The 15,190-nt window shown below is 64.3% G+C and carries 12 protein-coding genes and 2 pseudogenes; 7 read left to right on the forward strand and 7 right to left on the reverse strand.

Annotated elements, in window-relative coordinates:
• Window positions 1–3: 3 nt before the first annotated feature.
• From WS66_RS24890 to WS66_RS24900, 3 genes and pseudogenes are all read right to left on the reverse strand, one after another.
• Window positions 4–360 carry a lysozyme inhibitor LprI family protein gene (locus WS66_RS24890; protein WP_082728939.1) on the reverse strand — a complete coding sequence of 119 codons (357 nt, stop codon included), beginning with the start codon at window positions 358–360 and terminating at the stop codon, window positions 4–6.
• A gap of 15 nt (window positions 361–375) precedes the next feature.
• Window positions 376–3,205: pseudogene (locus tag WS66_RS24895) on the reverse strand (hypothetical protein).
• Between the two features lie 60 nt (window positions 3,206–3,265).
• Entirely contained in the window at window positions 3,266–5,776 is a 2,511-nt protein-coding gene (locus WS66_RS24900; RefSeq protein ID WP_059602356.1) for a type VI secretion system Vgr family protein, read from the reverse strand.
• A 454-nt stretch (window positions 5,777–6,230) separates the two neighbouring features.
• On the opposite strand from WS66_RS24900, the pseudogene WS66_RS24905 reads away from it, so the two are divergent.
• From WS66_RS24905 to WS66_RS24935, 6 genes and pseudogenes are all read left to right on the forward strand, one after another.
• Window positions 6,231–7,066, forward strand: a pseudogene (locus WS66_RS24905) (IS5 family transposase); the annotation flags it as partial.
• A gap of 90 nt (window positions 7,067–7,156) precedes the next feature.
• Window positions 7,157–7,555, forward strand: coding sequence for a hypothetical protein (locus WS66_RS24910; protein WP_059605435.1), 399 nt, complete (start codon window positions 7,157–7,159; stop codon window positions 7,553–7,555).
• 155 nt (window positions 7,556–7,710) lie between these two features.
• Window positions 7,711–8,004 carry a hypothetical protein gene (locus WS66_RS24915; RefSeq protein ID WP_059605285.1) on the forward strand — a complete coding sequence of 98 codons (294 nt, stop codon included), beginning with the start codon at window positions 7,711–7,713 and terminating at the stop codon, window positions 8,002–8,004.
• A 226-nt stretch (window positions 8,005–8,230) separates the two neighbouring features.
• Window positions 8,231–8,722, forward strand: coding sequence for an energy transducer TonB family protein (locus WS66_RS24920; protein ID WP_059605288.1), 492 nt, complete (start codon window positions 8,231–8,233; stop codon window positions 8,720–8,722).
• Window positions 8,723–9,021: 299 nt separating this feature from the next.
• A complete protein-coding gene (locus WS66_RS24930) occupies window positions 9,022–10,332 on the forward strand; it encodes an MFS transporter (RefSeq protein ID WP_059605291.1) in 1,311 nt (436 codons plus the stop codon).
• A gap of 98 nt (window positions 10,333–10,430) precedes the next feature.
• Entirely contained in the window at window positions 10,431–10,610 is a 180-nt protein-coding gene (locus WS66_RS24935; RefSeq protein WP_059605294.1) for a hypothetical protein, read from the forward strand.
• Window positions 10,611–10,668: 58 nt separating this feature from the next.
• Here WS66_RS24935 and waaC read toward each other — a convergent pair whose 3' ends face one another.
• The gene (gene waaC / locus WS66_RS24940) at window positions 10,669–11,667 is read right to left on the reverse strand and encodes a lipopolysaccharide heptosyltransferase I (protein WP_059605297.1); all 999 of its coding nucleotides are present in this window, start codon (window positions 11,665–11,667) and stop codon (window positions 10,669–10,671) included.
• 174 nt (window positions 11,668–11,841) lie between these two features.
• Here waaC and WS66_RS24945 point away from each other — a divergent pair, with 174 nt between their 5' ends.
• Window positions 11,842–13,383 (forward strand): chloride channel protein, encoded by a 1,542-nt coding sequence (locus tag WS66_RS24945; protein ID WP_059605300.1) that lies wholly within the window; start codon window positions 11,842–11,844, stop codon window positions 13,381–13,383.
• Window positions 13,384–13,499: 116 nt separating this feature from the next.
• On the opposite strand, the gene WS66_RS24950 is transcribed toward WS66_RS24945, so the two are convergent.
• From WS66_RS24950 to minD, 3 genes are all read right to left on the reverse strand, one after another.
• On the reverse strand, window positions 13,500–13,901 hold the full coding sequence (locus tag WS66_RS24950; protein ID WP_059605303.1) for a YXWGXW repeat-containing protein: 402 nt from the start codon (window positions 13,899–13,901) through the stop codon (window positions 13,500–13,502).
• A 157-nt stretch (window positions 13,902–14,058) separates the two neighbouring features.
• Entirely contained in the window at window positions 14,059–14,313 is a 255-nt protein-coding gene (gene minE, locus WS66_RS24955) for a cell division topological specificity factor MinE (RefSeq protein ID WP_006486661.1), read from the reverse strand.
• 12 nt (window positions 14,314–14,325) lie between these two features.
• On the reverse strand, window positions 14,326–15,141 hold the full coding sequence (gene minD / locus WS66_RS24960) for a septum site-determining protein MinD (RefSeq protein ID WP_034182973.1): 816 nt from the start codon (window positions 15,139–15,141) through the stop codon (window positions 14,326–14,328).
• Window positions 15,142–15,190 lie beyond the last annotated feature (49 nt).

Genomic DNA, 15,190 nt, shown 5'->3' on the forward strand with positions numbered 1-15,190 from the left:
CTGCTATTTTTCGAGAAGGGTTTTCAAATAATCAACTCGCTGCTTTGTGATTGTGAGGAGGCAGTCTTTTGTAATTAGGCCAGGGCCGACACCTTGGGATTGCGAGGCCTCTGCTGCAATGTAGCCATTGCACTGCTTTTCCCTGTAATTGAGCCAAGCCTTTTGTGATTGCTCAAATTCATTCTTGTATTGCGTTGATGAATATATTTTCTGATAAATAAGATTGAGATCTTTTTTTGATATATTCAAGGCGCGATCGGTGCAGGATAAATCATCATACACATTCCCGCTATTGACGCACGCCTCCGCAAACGAGCTTAAAGGCAGCAGCAAAAGCAACAAAGAAATGATTTTTTTCATGACATCCCCAAAAGATTAATGGTTATATGAATCTGGAAGTTCTATGGAATAAGGGGCCGGCCTAAAAGGCATCAGTCCTTGCGTTGTCCCGTGCACGTGAACTGCACGCCCACTTCCATACCTATAGCCGGTAATGCTCGCTTGATGGACGACATCTTCAACCCATGCTCTCGTTGCGTCCGAAGCCTCGTCTAATGCATATGGGTTTGCGTAACTTAGATTGTTCCCGACCAGGGATGCTCCTCCATTAGCTCTATTTTGCAAATGAGCAACAACCATGGCTCTTACCCTAGCGGGAACTCGACTTTCTGGAACGTTTTGCACACTTCCGTACGCACTCGGCCTTGGGGCGTTAATATCTGAAAATTGCCACCTCTCATTAATCACGCTTCTGACGGTACTCCAGTTGCTGCGACCAGACATCACGCGATTTAAAATGGTGTCAACAACTGCGCCAGCTTGATTGGCCAAATTCTCATCATTCAAGCTCGCAGCGACCTCAGTTGCCGTGACCTTAATCAGATCATCTACATCTTGTTCGGACAATCGAAGAATTCTTGTTTGGTCACTCATTTCTGAATTAACGAAATTCCCAACAATTCCAATCGGATGGAAATGCCAAGGGTTCGGCTCCTTCGGGAAGCCGTCGATACCGGAGACCTGTTCCCACCACTGCAACTTTCCGATCCGCTCGATCTCCGCCTTCCACAGCCACAGCAGCGTCTTCATCAGCGGCGACAGCGCTTCCCATTTACCCAGGCCGCCCCCCCCATTCGCTTTCACACCGTACGACGATGTGGGACAGAGCCTCCGCCATCCATTGCGTTTCCTGCGCGTGCTTCAGCTCCTGCGCGGTCACCTTCCCGTCGCGGTTCGCGTCGATCGCCTTCTCGATCTTGGAGATGAGCGGACTCGCATTAACCGCTGTCGCGCTCGTCTCGAATTCGGTTTTGTCTTCGTCGACCAGGAACTGTTCGGCGACGTAGATGTAACGCTTGAGCATGTCGATCGGCATGATGCTGCTGTTGTCGACCAGTTCGAAACCCGGCCAGTCCCACGGCCCGCACATCCGTACGAGTGGGTGGTCTTGCTCGCACACCCAGCCGTCGCGCGTGGAGCCGTCCTTGGTGCCGATCTTCACGTAATACCACTGTCGGCCCTTGTCATCCTTCGCGGTGTTCGCTGGCCCGTTTTTGTCCAAATCTGCGCGTCGGAACACGTCGCGGAAATCCGCGCCCGGTCCCTTGGCGTTCGAAAAGCTCAGCGGGAAGTCCTTCCAGCCCGGTACGATGGCGGTCGCCGTCATATTGACGAGATTGCCGTCCACCCATACTGGCGTTCCTGCGTCGTTGAAAACCGGCTTCGCGTGGCGGCCGCCGTGTACAGGTGCAGCCGTTTTCGGTTGCACCTTGACCCACTTGCCCTTTGCGTTTCCGGCGAGCGGTACAAGCTTGACGCCGGGCTGCAGCTTCTGGTCCGGTTCCGGCAGGTCGGCAACGAGTCGCGCGCCAGGCAAGATTTCCAGAAACGTTTTGGCCGCGGGTAATTGCTTTGCCCGCTCTCGACTCTTCTTGATGAACGCCTCGAGCTCGGGGCCGGCGAACACTTCCAGATGTAGCAGCGGCCGGGTTGGCTTTGCCGGCAGCAGCTTTGCGTCCGGGTAGCGTAGATAGTGACCGAACTGGCCGATCACGTCGCCGGCCTTGACCGTATACGGCTGTTTCAACACGACGACCGTATCGAGTGGCTTCGGGTCGACGATCGGGTCCAGTTCCTTCTCGAACACGTACCCGTACGGCGCGTGCGGCGACACCGGCTGGCCGACGACCGCGCTGGCCGGCGTGCCGGACTTGATCGCCTTGATCTTCACCCAGCCGGGTTTCGCCTTGGCTTGCTCGTCCGTATCCGAGACGATCAATTCCGCCCCGGTCGGCAGGATACCGATGATCTTGCCGTTTGGCAGATCGCGGATGCGCAGGCCCGTGACTGGGGGCGGGAGTGGCGTCGCGTCTTTCGCCTCTTTTTCAGGTTCGGGCACCTTCTTGAAATCGCTCTGGATGAACTCTCCAAGCACATCGCGATTTATCGCGTCGCGCAGCGACGGCACGGGCACCTTCGGCAGCGGCACCTCCTGCTTGTCCTTCGCCTTGTCGCCGACCCGATAGTAACGGTCGCCTTCCCAGTACGGCATCGGGCCCATGTTTAGCTTGAAACGGTCGACCTGGGCGACCTTCGCCTGTTCGGCTGCAGACTGGTAGCTGTTCCAGTCCATCGTATGCATGTACAGGCTGAAGAACGTCAGCGTTTCGCCGGGTGCCGGTTTGTTCGTGGTCGTGCTTGCGTTCGGCGTCGGTAGTGGCGCTGTCGTCGCCGTCTTCGATGACGTTGCTGGCTGCGTGGCCGAACCCTTCGCCGGGTCCGATTTCGGTGGCGGTGCCGGCGGCAGTTGCAGCCGATGGCGGATCAGCACGAAGCCGGTCGAGTACAGCGCGTGCCGGCCGTCCTGATAGTCCTGCTCCGGATACTTGCTGTCGAGCCGGTATGCGACGATCTCCCCGTCGGCGATCGCGCGGATGCCATCGCCTTGCTTCAGCTTCGCACCCGTGCCCTGTCCGAAGTGGATGCCACCGTGCCACATGCCGTTTGCGCCAAGCGGATAGAACCCGTCTTCAGCGGCGGCCAGCGCCTTCATATAGGTCATCGGGTCGGCCGCGTCCGCCTTGTCGGCCGGTGTGAACGGAAATGCCCACTTCAATGGCTTGTAAGGTGGTGTCGCGGAGGCGCTCGGCGCTGCGGCTGGCTTGGCTGTCGCGGCCGGCTTCGTGGAAGGTGGGTTCTTGCTCATGTTTCTCGGAATCTCTCGTTTCTCGTTTTTCTTGCGGCACAGGTGCCGGCCGGCCAGGCGTCAGCCGGAGAACAGCGAGCCGCGCCCGCCGTCAGTCGATACCGGTGTCGTCTGCAACGGATCGCGAATCGTCCCGCTCGCGCCGGCCGGCTTGTCCCAATTCCCGCATTTTTCCAGAATCTGCCCGGTCGTCACGTTCTCGATCAAACCACCCTTGATGCTGATGTACGAGCCGCCGGCGCCGATCCACACTTCCTTCGCGGCCGTCAGAATCAGCCGTCCATCCGCGCTTTCGATCTTCACGTCCTGAAGGCCGACCAAGGAAGCCGGGCCGCTCTGCGCCTGGATGTCGATCGGCCCCTTCGCCGCGAAAATCTTGATGCCCAGGTTCTGCGCGAACAGGCTGATCTTGTCCAGCACGCTCGCCAGCAACGACTTGCCGGCCGCCAGGTTGACGTTCTTCGACGCTACCACGTTCGCATGCTGGTTCGCCGTGATGTGCACCGACTGCTGCGTCGAGGCGGCGATGCCTTCAGGGCTCGACAGCAGCATCACCGCCTTCGAGAAGCCGTTCGCATTGCCCGTGCCGCCGCCGGCCGTGCGGCCACCGCTGGTCGAGCCCGCGACCGTGCGCTGCGTTGCGTCGGTGAACGACTTCAGCGCGGCCTGGCCGTCCCGCAGGCTTTCGGCCCGGTTCGTTTCGCTGGCCTTCGACACGGTATCGAACACGGCTTCCGCGCCGGTGAGTGGCTCGGTGGCGGCCGTCACGTTCAGCGGCTGCGCGGTGGCCGGCTGCGTCGACACGTACAGCCCCTGCTCGGCGCGCACGGCACCGTATGCGCCGGACTTCAGGTCGAAACCGTTGCCGAGGAACGCGCCGCGCGTGTTGCCACTCTGCTCGATCAAGTAGCCCAAATGCAGGTGAGAGCTATAGCTGGACGAGTAAAGATGGACTCGATTCTGGCCGCTGGCGTCGTCGAGCACGAGCTGGTTGAATCCGTTCCCACCGTACTCGCGGGACAGGAAGCCGGACAGCAGGCCGTGCGTGTGCCACTCCGGCATCGTCGCGCCCCCGTGCAGCCTCGAGATGATGACGGGACGGTCACAATCGCCATTCACGAAACCGAGGAGCACTTGATCTCCCTTGCGCAGCGGGAAGTAGCCGCCCCGTTTCGCGCCGGCGTCCGGCATCGCCGCACGGATCCATGCCGTCGATTTCGTGTTCTGGTCTTTCCGGCTGTTCGTCGTCCAGACCTTTACCCGGTTGCCCTCGTCCGTGTGGATTTCCTCGTCGCTGTCGGTCGCGACCATCGCCGTCTGCAGGTGCATTTCCGGCTTCTCATGCTCGAACGGGCTGCGGAACGGTGTGCGCCGGTGCTGCGCCTCGATCTCGACCTGGAGGAAGCCGACGCCGCCGTCGCGGTGCGGAACCGTCGCGCCGGCGCCGGCCGCCTGCGCCTGTTCGACCTCGCCGCGCAGGCTGCGCGGAAAGCGCGTGAGCGTGTCCATGCCCGGCAGGTTGTTCTGGATCAGCCAGTCGCTCGCGATGATCGACAACTCGCGGTCCTCGGCCGGCAGCGTGTCGAGGACCGGGTGACCCGTCACCTTGAACCAGTAGCCGGGCAGGGCGTAGCGCGGGCTGCCGACCGCGAAATAGCGCTTCGCCCGCGATGCCCATTCCTGAGTGCGGATGCGCAGCTGTTGCTCGCTCATGTCCGTGTCGGACCAGGCCTGTGAGCCCGCGTAGAGGTAGTCCTCGCCCTGTCCGGGCAACTCATCCAAATCCTGCGCCGGCGAGCTGACGGTCTGCCGGCTGTAGCTCGGCCGTTTGTAATCGGCCGCGCCGAGCGTCAGCGTCGCACTTTGCGCGTCCTGCTGCTCGCTCAACTGGATCAGCCCGTCGAAATCCTCGTTGGTGCCCGCGTGGCTGAACTGCATCTCCGGCTTCGGCAGCGATGGCCCGAAATACAGGTCGTCCATGATGACGACCTTGTGCGACTTGCCGTCCTTCGCGAAATCGAAGCGTGGAAACAGGCCGACTTCCTCCATGCTCCGGTGCACGAAGTTCCAGTCGGTTTCCCACTGCACACGGTGCGAATACGCGCGGATCGCGTTTCGCTGCTCGAGCCCGTAATGGCCGCTGGCTTGCGGATGTTTCTCGAACACATCGGTCAGGATTTCCCAGCCGGGAGCTTCCTGCCAGTCGCGACGGTCGCTGCTGAGCTTGAGGAAGCTTAACCAGGAGGCGAAGCGGAGCTGAAAATAGGACAACGCCCCGTCGTTTCCAAGGCGGCGAACCTGTTGCACGTACCCGTGAATCGGCAGATAGCCGCCGTCCGTCTGGCGAATCCAGAGCGTGACGGGCTGCAGCATGAGTGCGTTGAGCTTGATTTGGTCGCCGACGACCGATGACGCGTCGACGGTCACCTCGAAATTGCGCCCGAGCCGCGCCTGAATCTTGACGTACAGAGGCACGAGCCAGTCGTCGCCGAGCGGCGTGTCGAGTTTGACGATGCGATCGAACTGCGCGTAGCCGCCGCGCAGCACCTTCAGCAAGACTTCCCCCGCCATGCGGTCACCCCGTTTCGTGGAAAACGAGCCCGACCGCTACTGACATAACCAGGCCGAGACTGCGTGTGTCTTTTCAGAAAGGGCGAGGGCCCGGCGGGAGGCAGAGACGAAAAGCCAGACCCTCAAACATCGGGCCGTCCGAGGAGGAGAGGTGTTGGAAAATCCCGGCTCGATGTCTAAAGATCATATCAAAATCGGCTCGACCGATAGCAGGAGAGCGACGATCTTTGACAAATCGGGGGAGGGATAATTGAAAACAAGCGCTTGCTCAATCTGTGCATATTTGTCGAATGCACGGGAAATTGCCCCTCTGTACCAACCCGCCACGGAGCCGGCACAAAGGAAAACAGGGTCGGACGTCACTCAGCAGAGCGAGGCACGGTAGCAGGCCGTTGAAATACCCCCGCCGATCCGTCACGATGTAGCGAACCCGATCCCAAGGCACGAAGGCAGCATGCGAGGCACCGACAGCTACAACGAATCCCTGTTCAGTACAGTCAGACTGGAGGAGTTCGTACCGCAAACGCATCCGCTGCGCCCGATCCGGACTTGGATGAACGAGGCGCTGTCGAATATGGATGCCAAGTTCTCGGCGATGTACGAAGCGGACATCAAAGGCGGTCGGCCGAGCATTGCGCCGGAGAAGCTGATGCGGGCGATGCTACTTCAGGTGCTATACAGCATCGCAGCGAGCGGCAACTGGTCGAGCAGATCTCGTACAACCTTTTGTTCCGTTGGTTCGTCGGCCTGTCGATCGAAGACGCGGTGTGGAATCACTCGGTGTTCAGCAAGAACCGGGATCGACTGATCGAGTTCGACGCAGTGACTGACCTGTTCAACGCGACGGTGGAAACGGCGCATAAACGCGGCTTGCTGTCGGGCGAGCACTTCAGTGTGGACGGCACCTTGATCCATGCGTGGGCCAGCCACAAGAGCATCCGGCGCAAGGATGGCGGGGACGATGATCGTCCGCCTGACAATTGGCATGGCGAATCGCGCAGTAATGAAACGCACGAATCGAAGAGCGACGGTGAGAGCCGGCTCTATCGCAAGAGCAATGCCGCGCCAGCCTTGCCGAGTTACCTGGGCCATGTGCTGACGGATAACCGGCACGGTCTGGTCGTGAACGTTCAGGCCAGCGAGGCGAATGGCCGAGCGGAACGCAAAGTGGCGACGGACATGCTGCGCGATGTGTCGGGTTCGGACGTGCGTATTACGGTGGGCGCAGACAAGGCGTACGACACGCGTGGATTTGTGAAGGCCTGCCGCGAATACAACGTGACGCCGCACGGAATGACGGGGTTTTTGTTTGTTCGACGCGCGCCGCGCACGGTGCCGTTACAATCCGGCGCTCCGATTCGCGAAACGGGAAACCACGTCATGAAGTCCTTCATCGCCTCGTCGCTCGTCGCCCTGGCTGCCGTCGGCACGCACGCCGCAGCCGCCGATTCCGCCTCCGGCACCGACGCGCAAACGCCGTCATGCGCGATTGCGTACGTGAAGGGTGTCGGCGGCTCGCCGCGCAGCCTGCGCGAATATCTCGCGAGCCCGACGCCGTACAACTATCTGAAGGAAAACGAGATCCAGTGCAAGGTGTCGGATGACGGGCGCGCATCGAACTGCACCGGTGTGACCTATATCCGCAACGAACAGGTCAGCGTGTACGACGATTCCGACCCGGCGACGCTGACGGTCGTCGCGCCGGTGGAACTCGAGCACGGCCAGAAGTATCCCGTGATCCTCGTGGTGCAGCGCAAGGACGCGCGCTGCGCGCGGTAACGCGCGCCACGGCACGCCCGCCGTCCGCCGACGACGCGCGCGAGCCTCACGGGCCGGGCCGCCATCGCCTAGAATTCGATCAGCACGGCGACACGACCGCCGCCGCGACTCGATGCCGCCCGCGCCATCCGTGCGTGCGGCCCAGGGAGACCGCCATGACCGAATTGTCGACAGCGACGGATCACGTCGATTACGAAGGCTTCGAGATCCATGTGATGCCGTGCATCGCCCCGGGCAGCGACACGCGTTACACCTACACCGGCTATGTCTGCCATCCTGGCGCGAATCCCGCGCTGCCCGATCATGCGGTGCCCTTCCACGCGGACGGCGAGGAAAGCTTCGCGAGCGTCGACGAAGCGGTTCGGGAAGCCGTGCACATCGGCAAGAGCATCATCGACGGCACGCATCCGGACCTCTCCGTTCTGTCGCTCGTAACACACGGCTACTAAGCGGGCAGATCGGGCCACGCCCGCCGCCACTGCGTGCGACGCGCGTGCGCACATCGCGCCCGCGCCGTCACATGTCACGTCACATCGGGACCCATGCCGGTCGGGCCGCCGATCGCCATCATCCGCGAATCGCTACGTCGCGCTTCGCGCACTATGCGTTTCTCCCGATAACAGGTCGCGGCCGGACGCCTATCATTTTTTTATCGTCACCCTCCGGCAGTCCGCCATGTCTCACCTTCACCACCCGGGCGCCAGCCGGCTGCGTGTTGCCTGGCTGGTCGCCGCCTCGTTGCTTGCCGCCTGCACGATCACGCCGCCGCCATCGCTGCGCTCGCTGCAGACGATCCCGTCCGTCATCCGCAACGCGAATCGCGACCAGTACCGCGTGGAAGTCGCGCGGTGCGTCACCGAGCACAATCCGTCCGGCGTCGCGCGCGGGACGCCGCAGGCGATGCTGCGTTCGCTCGTCGTCGTCGCGTTCACCGTCGATGGCAGCGGCCGCCTCGTCAACGCATCCGTTTATCGCAGCAACGGCGACAGCGAAGCGGAAGGGCTCGCGCTCGCGTCGCTGCGTCGCTCGGCGCCGCTGCCGCCACCGCCGTCGAAACTGCTGGACGGCAATGGCCGGCTCGAGATGATGGAAGGCTGGCTGTTCAACGACGACGGACGTTTCCAGTTGCAAAGCACCGCATCCGCACAGGCGCAATCGCTCGACTGAGCCCGCGCCGGCCCGCGATTGCCGCTATGTCGCGGCGCTGGCTATAATTTTCCGCAATCGCGCGGCCACCCTCCCGCGCGCGTTCGCGCGCCGCACCCGGCATGCGAGCCGACCACGCCGGCACTGGGCGGCGGCGACCTATCCGTCTCCATCGTCGACCGGCGGGTGACGTCAGCGCCACGACGCGCGTTCACGCCGCTACCGCATCATCCGCCCGGCTGCGCTCTCCCGGCAGGCGTCCACCTGCCTGCCCAAGCGCACGCTCAAGCGAATGCCCCAACGACAAAACGGAGACATCCATGTCCGCATCTCCCCCGGCCGTTGCACACGCAACCGGTTCGGCCGGCGCCGTCAGCCACCGGCGCATCGTGTTCGCGAGCTTCATCGGCACCGCGATCGAGTTCTACGACTTCTACGTCTACGCGACTGCCGCCGCACTCGTCATCGGCCCCGTGTTCTTTCCGCACGGCTCCGCGACCGCACAGGCGCTGTCCGCATTCGTCACGTTCGGCATCGCATTCATCGCGCGGCCGATCGGCTCGTTCCTGTTCGGCCACTTCGGTGACCGCATCGGTCGCAAGTCGACGCTCGTCGCGTCGCTGCTTGTCATGGGCGTGTCCACCACCGCGATCGGCTTCGTGCCCGGCTACGACACGATCGGCACACTCGCGCCGGTGCTGCTGTGCGTGCTGCGCTTCGGCCAGGGGATCGGCCTCGGCGGCGAATGGGGCGGCGCGGCGCTGCTCGCGACCGAGCACGCGCCGCAAGGCAAGCGCGGCTGGTTCGGGATGTTCCCGCAGCTGGGCCCGTCGGTGGGCTTCCTGATGTCGAACGGGCTGTTCTTCGCGCTCGCGCTGTCGCTGTCCGACGAACAATTCCGCAGCTGGGGCTGGCGCATCCCGTTCCTCGTCAGTGCGGTGCTCGTCGCGCTCGGCCTGTACGTGCGGCTGAAGATCACCGAGACGCCGGCGTTCCAAGCCGCACTCGACCGCAACGAACGCGTGCGCGTGCCGGTCGCGACGCTCGTCTCGCAACATTGGCGCCCCACATTGCTCGGCGCGCTCGCGATGGTGGTCTGCTACACGCTGTTCTATATCTCGACGGTGTTCTCGCTGTCGTATGGCGTGTCGACGCTGCACATTCCGCGTCAGAGCTTCCTCGGCCTGTTGTGCTTCGCTGTCGTGTTCATGGGGCTCGCCACGCCGCTGTCGGCGTGGGCGTCGGATCGCTTCGGCCGCAAGCCGGTGCTGGTCGTCGGCGCGATCGCCGCACTGCTGTCCGGCTTCGCGATGGAGCCGCTGCTCGGCAGCGGCTCGATGCCGCTCGTCGCGTTGTTCCTGACGCTCGAGCTGTTCCTGATGGGCGTGACGTTCGCGCCGATGGGCGCGCTGCTGCCCGAGTTGTTCCCGACCAACGTCCGCTATACGGGCGCCGGGGTCGCGTACAACCTCGGCGGGATCCTCGGCGCGTCGATCGCGCCGTACATCGCGCAGTTGCTCGCCGCGCGCGGCGGCCTGTCGTGGGTCGGCGGCTACATGTCGGTCGCGGCAGCGATCAGCCTGATCGGCGTGCTGCTGATGCGCGAAACCCGCGACGCATCGCTCGTCTGAGCCTCAGGGGCGCCTCGGGTTGTGTAGCGGGCGGCGCTGACTATACTCGATCCGGGGACGCCGTCGCGCGCCCCCGGATCCTCGAAGGAGCCGCCGCGATGAACATCCGCCTCGACAACGCCGACCTCGTCCTGATCCTGGCGCTCGCGCTGGGTGGCGCCCTGCTGCTCGCGGCCCGCTTCCGGCCGAAAACCTGGCGCGGCCTCCTGTTCGAGGCGCTGCTCGCCAACCTGGCCGCCGTCGCCGCGGTGCTCACGGTCGAAGCACTGCTCGCCTGAACCGGCCGGCCCCGTTTCCGCGGTGCCCATTCACGACGATAGCGGCCCTGTGCAGGCCCTAGGCCGTCAGCCGCTCGCGCTGCGCGCCGTAGGCCGCCCCGACCGCATCGATCGCATCGAGTGCCTGCGCCACCGACGGCGGCGCGCCGGGCTCGCCGATCGACAGTGCATTCGGTGCGCCGCCGATGCCGCAATGGTGGCGCGAGGTCGCGACGAAAATCATCACGGTCGGCCGCTGCAGCGCGTGCGCCATGTGCACGAACCCGGTATCGACCCCCACCACGAGCGCAGCCCGGCCGATGGCCGCGCCCAGTTCGCGTACCGACATCGCGGGCAGCACGACCGCGCCCGGCGCGCGCGCGGCAATGTCCTGCGCATCGTCGTGCTCGGCGGCCGATCCCCACGGCAACAACACGCGCACGCCACGCGCCATCATCCGGGTGGCTAGCGCGGCCCAGTCGTCGGCCGGCCATTTCTTGTCCGGATTGGACGTCGCGTGGAACAGCAGCATGAACGGCGCGCCGTCGGTCACGGCGGGCGGCAGGCTCGCATCCTGCGGCGGGACGATTCCGTACTCGGCGATGCCTTCGGGGACATAGCCGAGCGCCTCGCCGGCGCTCACGCGCATCCCGTGCCACGCGTCGCAATCCGGCCGCGGGCCGAAGCGATGCGAGTACGCGAAACGGGCGCCCGTCTCGCCAAGATCCTGCGTCTGGTAGCCGACACGGCGTGCGGCGCGCGCGAGTGCCGAGATGATCGCGCTCTTGTAGACGCCGTGCAGGTCGATGACGGCATCGTAGCGGTGCGCGCGCAGCGCGCCGATCGACGCGGAGATCGCCTTCAGGTCACCGCCGTTGCGGAGCTTCTTGAACCGCCGCAGCGGCGCGCAGAGTACGTCGCTCACACCCGGGTGCCAGCGCACGACCTCCGCGCACGATTCATCCACGGCCCAATCGACCCTCACGCCCGGGAAGGCGCGATGGAGGTCCGCGACGACGGGCAGCGTCTGGACGACGTCGCCGAGCGACGTCACTTTCACGATGAGGATGCGTTTCACGTTCGTTATGAGGAATGGCTGGCCATTTCGCCATGCTATCGACGCTTGCGGTGCGCGGATATTACACCGACATTACATTTGCAACAAAATGCGACGCTTCTGTGAATATTTGTCGAGCCCCGCCGCATCGGGTTCTTTTTATAATGCGTTCTTTGCCCTCCCGGCCCGCTGCCGATGCAACGCCCCGCCCTTCCTGCCTTGTTCCCTGCCCTCACCCGCCGCTCGCTGCGGATCTGGCGCCAGTACGGCGTGTTCTGGCTCGGCGCGATCGCCGTCGGCCTCGCGGCGGTGCTGTACGCGCGGCTGATCGACTGGGGCTACGACACCTTCCGCACGATGCGCGACCACGCCGCGTGGCTGCCGCTGCTGCTGACGCCGTCGATCGCCGCGGCGTCGGCATGGCTCACGCGCCGCTTCTTCCGCGGCGCGGAGGGCAGCGGGATCCCGCAGGTCATTGCGACACTGCACGCGAGCCCGAGCGCATTCGGTGCGCGGCTGCTGACGTTGCGCATCCTGTTCGGCAAGGTCCTGATCTCGTTCCTCGGAATCCTCGGCGGCTTCACGATCGGCCGCGAAGGCCCGACCGTGCAGGTCGGCGCGGCGCTGATGTTCAACCTGCGGCGCTTCTACCCGCGCTCGAACGCGCAGATCGAACGGCAACTGGTGCTCGCCGGCGCGGCGGCCGGCCTGTCGGCGGCATTCAATACGCCGCTCGCCGGGATCGTGTTCGCGATCGAGGAGCTGACCCGCAGTTTCTCCGCCCGCGCAAGCGGCGTGCTCATCACCGCGATCATCCTCGCCGGTGTCGTCGCATTGGGACTGAACGGCAACTACACGTACTTCGGCACGATCGACGCCGGCCAGCATTTTCCGAAGATGCTTGCCGTCGCCGTGCTCGTCACAGCGATCGTGACGGGCATCGCGGGCGGTCTTTTCAGCTGGCTGCTGCTCAATACGGGCCGCTGGCTGCCCGCGCGCCTGCTCGGCCTGTATCGCGAGCGCCCGATCGCGTTCGCGGCGCTGTGCGGCTTCGTGATCGCGGTCGTCGGCCTCGTGTCGGGCGGGACGACGTTCGGCAGCGGCTATGCCGAGGCACGCGGCCTGCTCGACGGCCATGAACGGCTGTCGGTGCTGTATCCGTTCCTGAAGATGGTGTCGATGGTCGCGTCGTACCTGCCCGGCATCCCGGGCGGGATCTTCGCGCCTTCGCTGTCGATCGGCGCCGGGTTCGGCAACCTGCTGCACATCGTGTTCGGCAACATGAGCCTGCCGATGCTGATCGCGCTCGCGATGGTCGGCTACCTCGCGGCGGTCACGCAGTCGCCGATCACGTCGTTCGTGATCGTGATGGAGATGATCAACGGTCACGCGCTCGTGATTTCGCTGATGGCGACCGCGCTGGTATCGAGCCGCATGGCGCGCTTCTTCGCACCGCCCCTCTACGAAACGCTCGCCGAGCGCTATCTCGCGCCGCCCGCGGCCACCGCGGAACCCGCCGCGGCACCGGCGGCTGCGGCCGCGGTCGTCGAGCCGCAGGATGCGGCCGCCGCGCCCGCCGATCCGCTCGACACGCTGCGCGAGCAGGACGGTGGCGAGCCGGAGGCCCCAGTGGCCGCCAACGTCGCCACGCACACGCCGGCGACGTCGCACGAGCCCGGCCCGTCCGCATCCGGTGCGAGCGGCCCGGCGCCGGCGGGCCCGCGTGACCCTCAGTAGATCACCACCGGCGCCGGCCGATAGTAAACGGGCCGGGCCGGCACGACGATACAGCCGGCGAGCGTGATCGCGACGAGCGCGATGGCAATGGCGGTTCGTTTCATCGCATGCTTCCGTCAGGCCCAGTGGCCGCGGGTCCAGAACCAGTTCGGGCCGCGCTGATCCCAGTGGCCCGGCACCCAGTGCATGCCGATGCGCTCGGTTTCCCAGTGGCCGCCGATCCAGACGTAGCGGCCATGGTCCCAGTGCCAGTGCCCGCGCTCCCACACATAGCCGACGCGCGCGTCGGGCACGACCTCGTAGCGCACGGGCGGCGGCGCGTTCGGCGCGACGACGACGATTTCCTCGACGGGCGCGGCCACCGGTTCGGCGACGACCATCCGGCCCGACTGCACCATCGCCGGGGCACCGACGAGGATTTCGTCCGCGCGTGCGGCGAGCGGCGCGGCGATGGCTGACAGCCCCGCGGCGAACAGCGCGAGCGAAACGATACGACGTCGAACGGTAGAGACAGCCATGACAACCTCCTGATTAACAAATGACGCGAGCGTATTCGTTCAATGCGGGAGGTCGACCAACGGCCGACAGACGCCGTGTTACGGCGAGCCCTAAAGTGCAACAGGGCGTAAGACGCGCACGGCGACGTGCGCCGCCGTGCGGGGGGACATGCAAGCGTCAGGCTTGCGGGATCTCGATCTTCACTTCGAGAACCTCGAGATCGTCCTGGCGCTCGAGGCTCACGCGGATGTCATCGTTCGAAATATGGACGTACTTCGAGATGACCGCGACCAGCTCCTTCTGCAGCGCCGGCAGGTAATCGGCCGGCGGCCGGCCGCCAACCCGCTCGTGCGCGATGATGAGCTGCAGGCGCTCCTTCGCGACCGATGCGGACTTCTTCTTCTCGCCGAGGAGAAACGAAAGGATGGACATGGGCGGCCTCCGTTACTTGCTGCCGAAGAGGCGCTGCAGCAGGCCCGGCTTCTGATAATCGGTGAAGCGCAGCGGCTTGTCCTCGCCGAGGAAGCGAGCGACGACGTCCTTGTACGCTTCGGCAACGTCGGTGCCGTCGATATGCACCGCCGGCAGACCCTGGTTCGATGCGTGCAGCACGGCTTCCGATTCCGGAACCACGCCGATCAGCTTGATGCGCAGGATCTCGCTGATGTCCTCGAGGGACAGCATTTCGCCTTCGCTCACGCGCTTCGGGCTGTAGCGCGTGATCAGCAGATGTTCCTTGATCGGATCCTTGCCCTCGGTCGCGCGCTTCGTCTTCGACGACAGGATGCCGAGAATGCGGTCCGAGTCGCGCACCGACGACACTTCCGGGTTCGTGACGATCAGCGCTTCGTCCGCGAAGTACATCGCGTGCAGCGCGCCCGCCTCGATACCGGCCGGCGAATCGCAGACGATGTATTCGAAGTCCATCGCGACCAGGTCGTTCAGCACCTTCTCGACGCCGTCACGCGTGAGCGCATCCTTGTCGCGCGTCTGCGACGCCGGCAGGATGAACAGGTTCTCGCACTTCTTGTCCTTGATCAGCGCCTGGTTCAGGTTCGCTTCGCCCTGGATCACGTTGACGAGGTCATACACCACGCGACGCTCGCAGCCCATGATGAGATCGAGGTTGCGCAGGCCGACGTCGAAGTCGATCACGGCCGTCTTGTGGCCGCGCAGCGCGATACCGGACGCAAAGCTCGCGCTCGTCGTCGTCTTGCCCACGCCGCCCTTGCCCGAGGTCACCACGATGATTTTTGCCATTTACCCAATACCCTGTGTTCGTCAATGAGAGCCGATCGATCCGGCGTGC

Source organism: Burkholderia sp. LA-2-3-30-S1-D2 (assembly GCF_001523915.2).
GTDB lineage: Bacteria > Pseudomonadota > Gammaproteobacteria > Burkholderiales > Burkholderiaceae > Burkholderia > Burkholderia diffusa.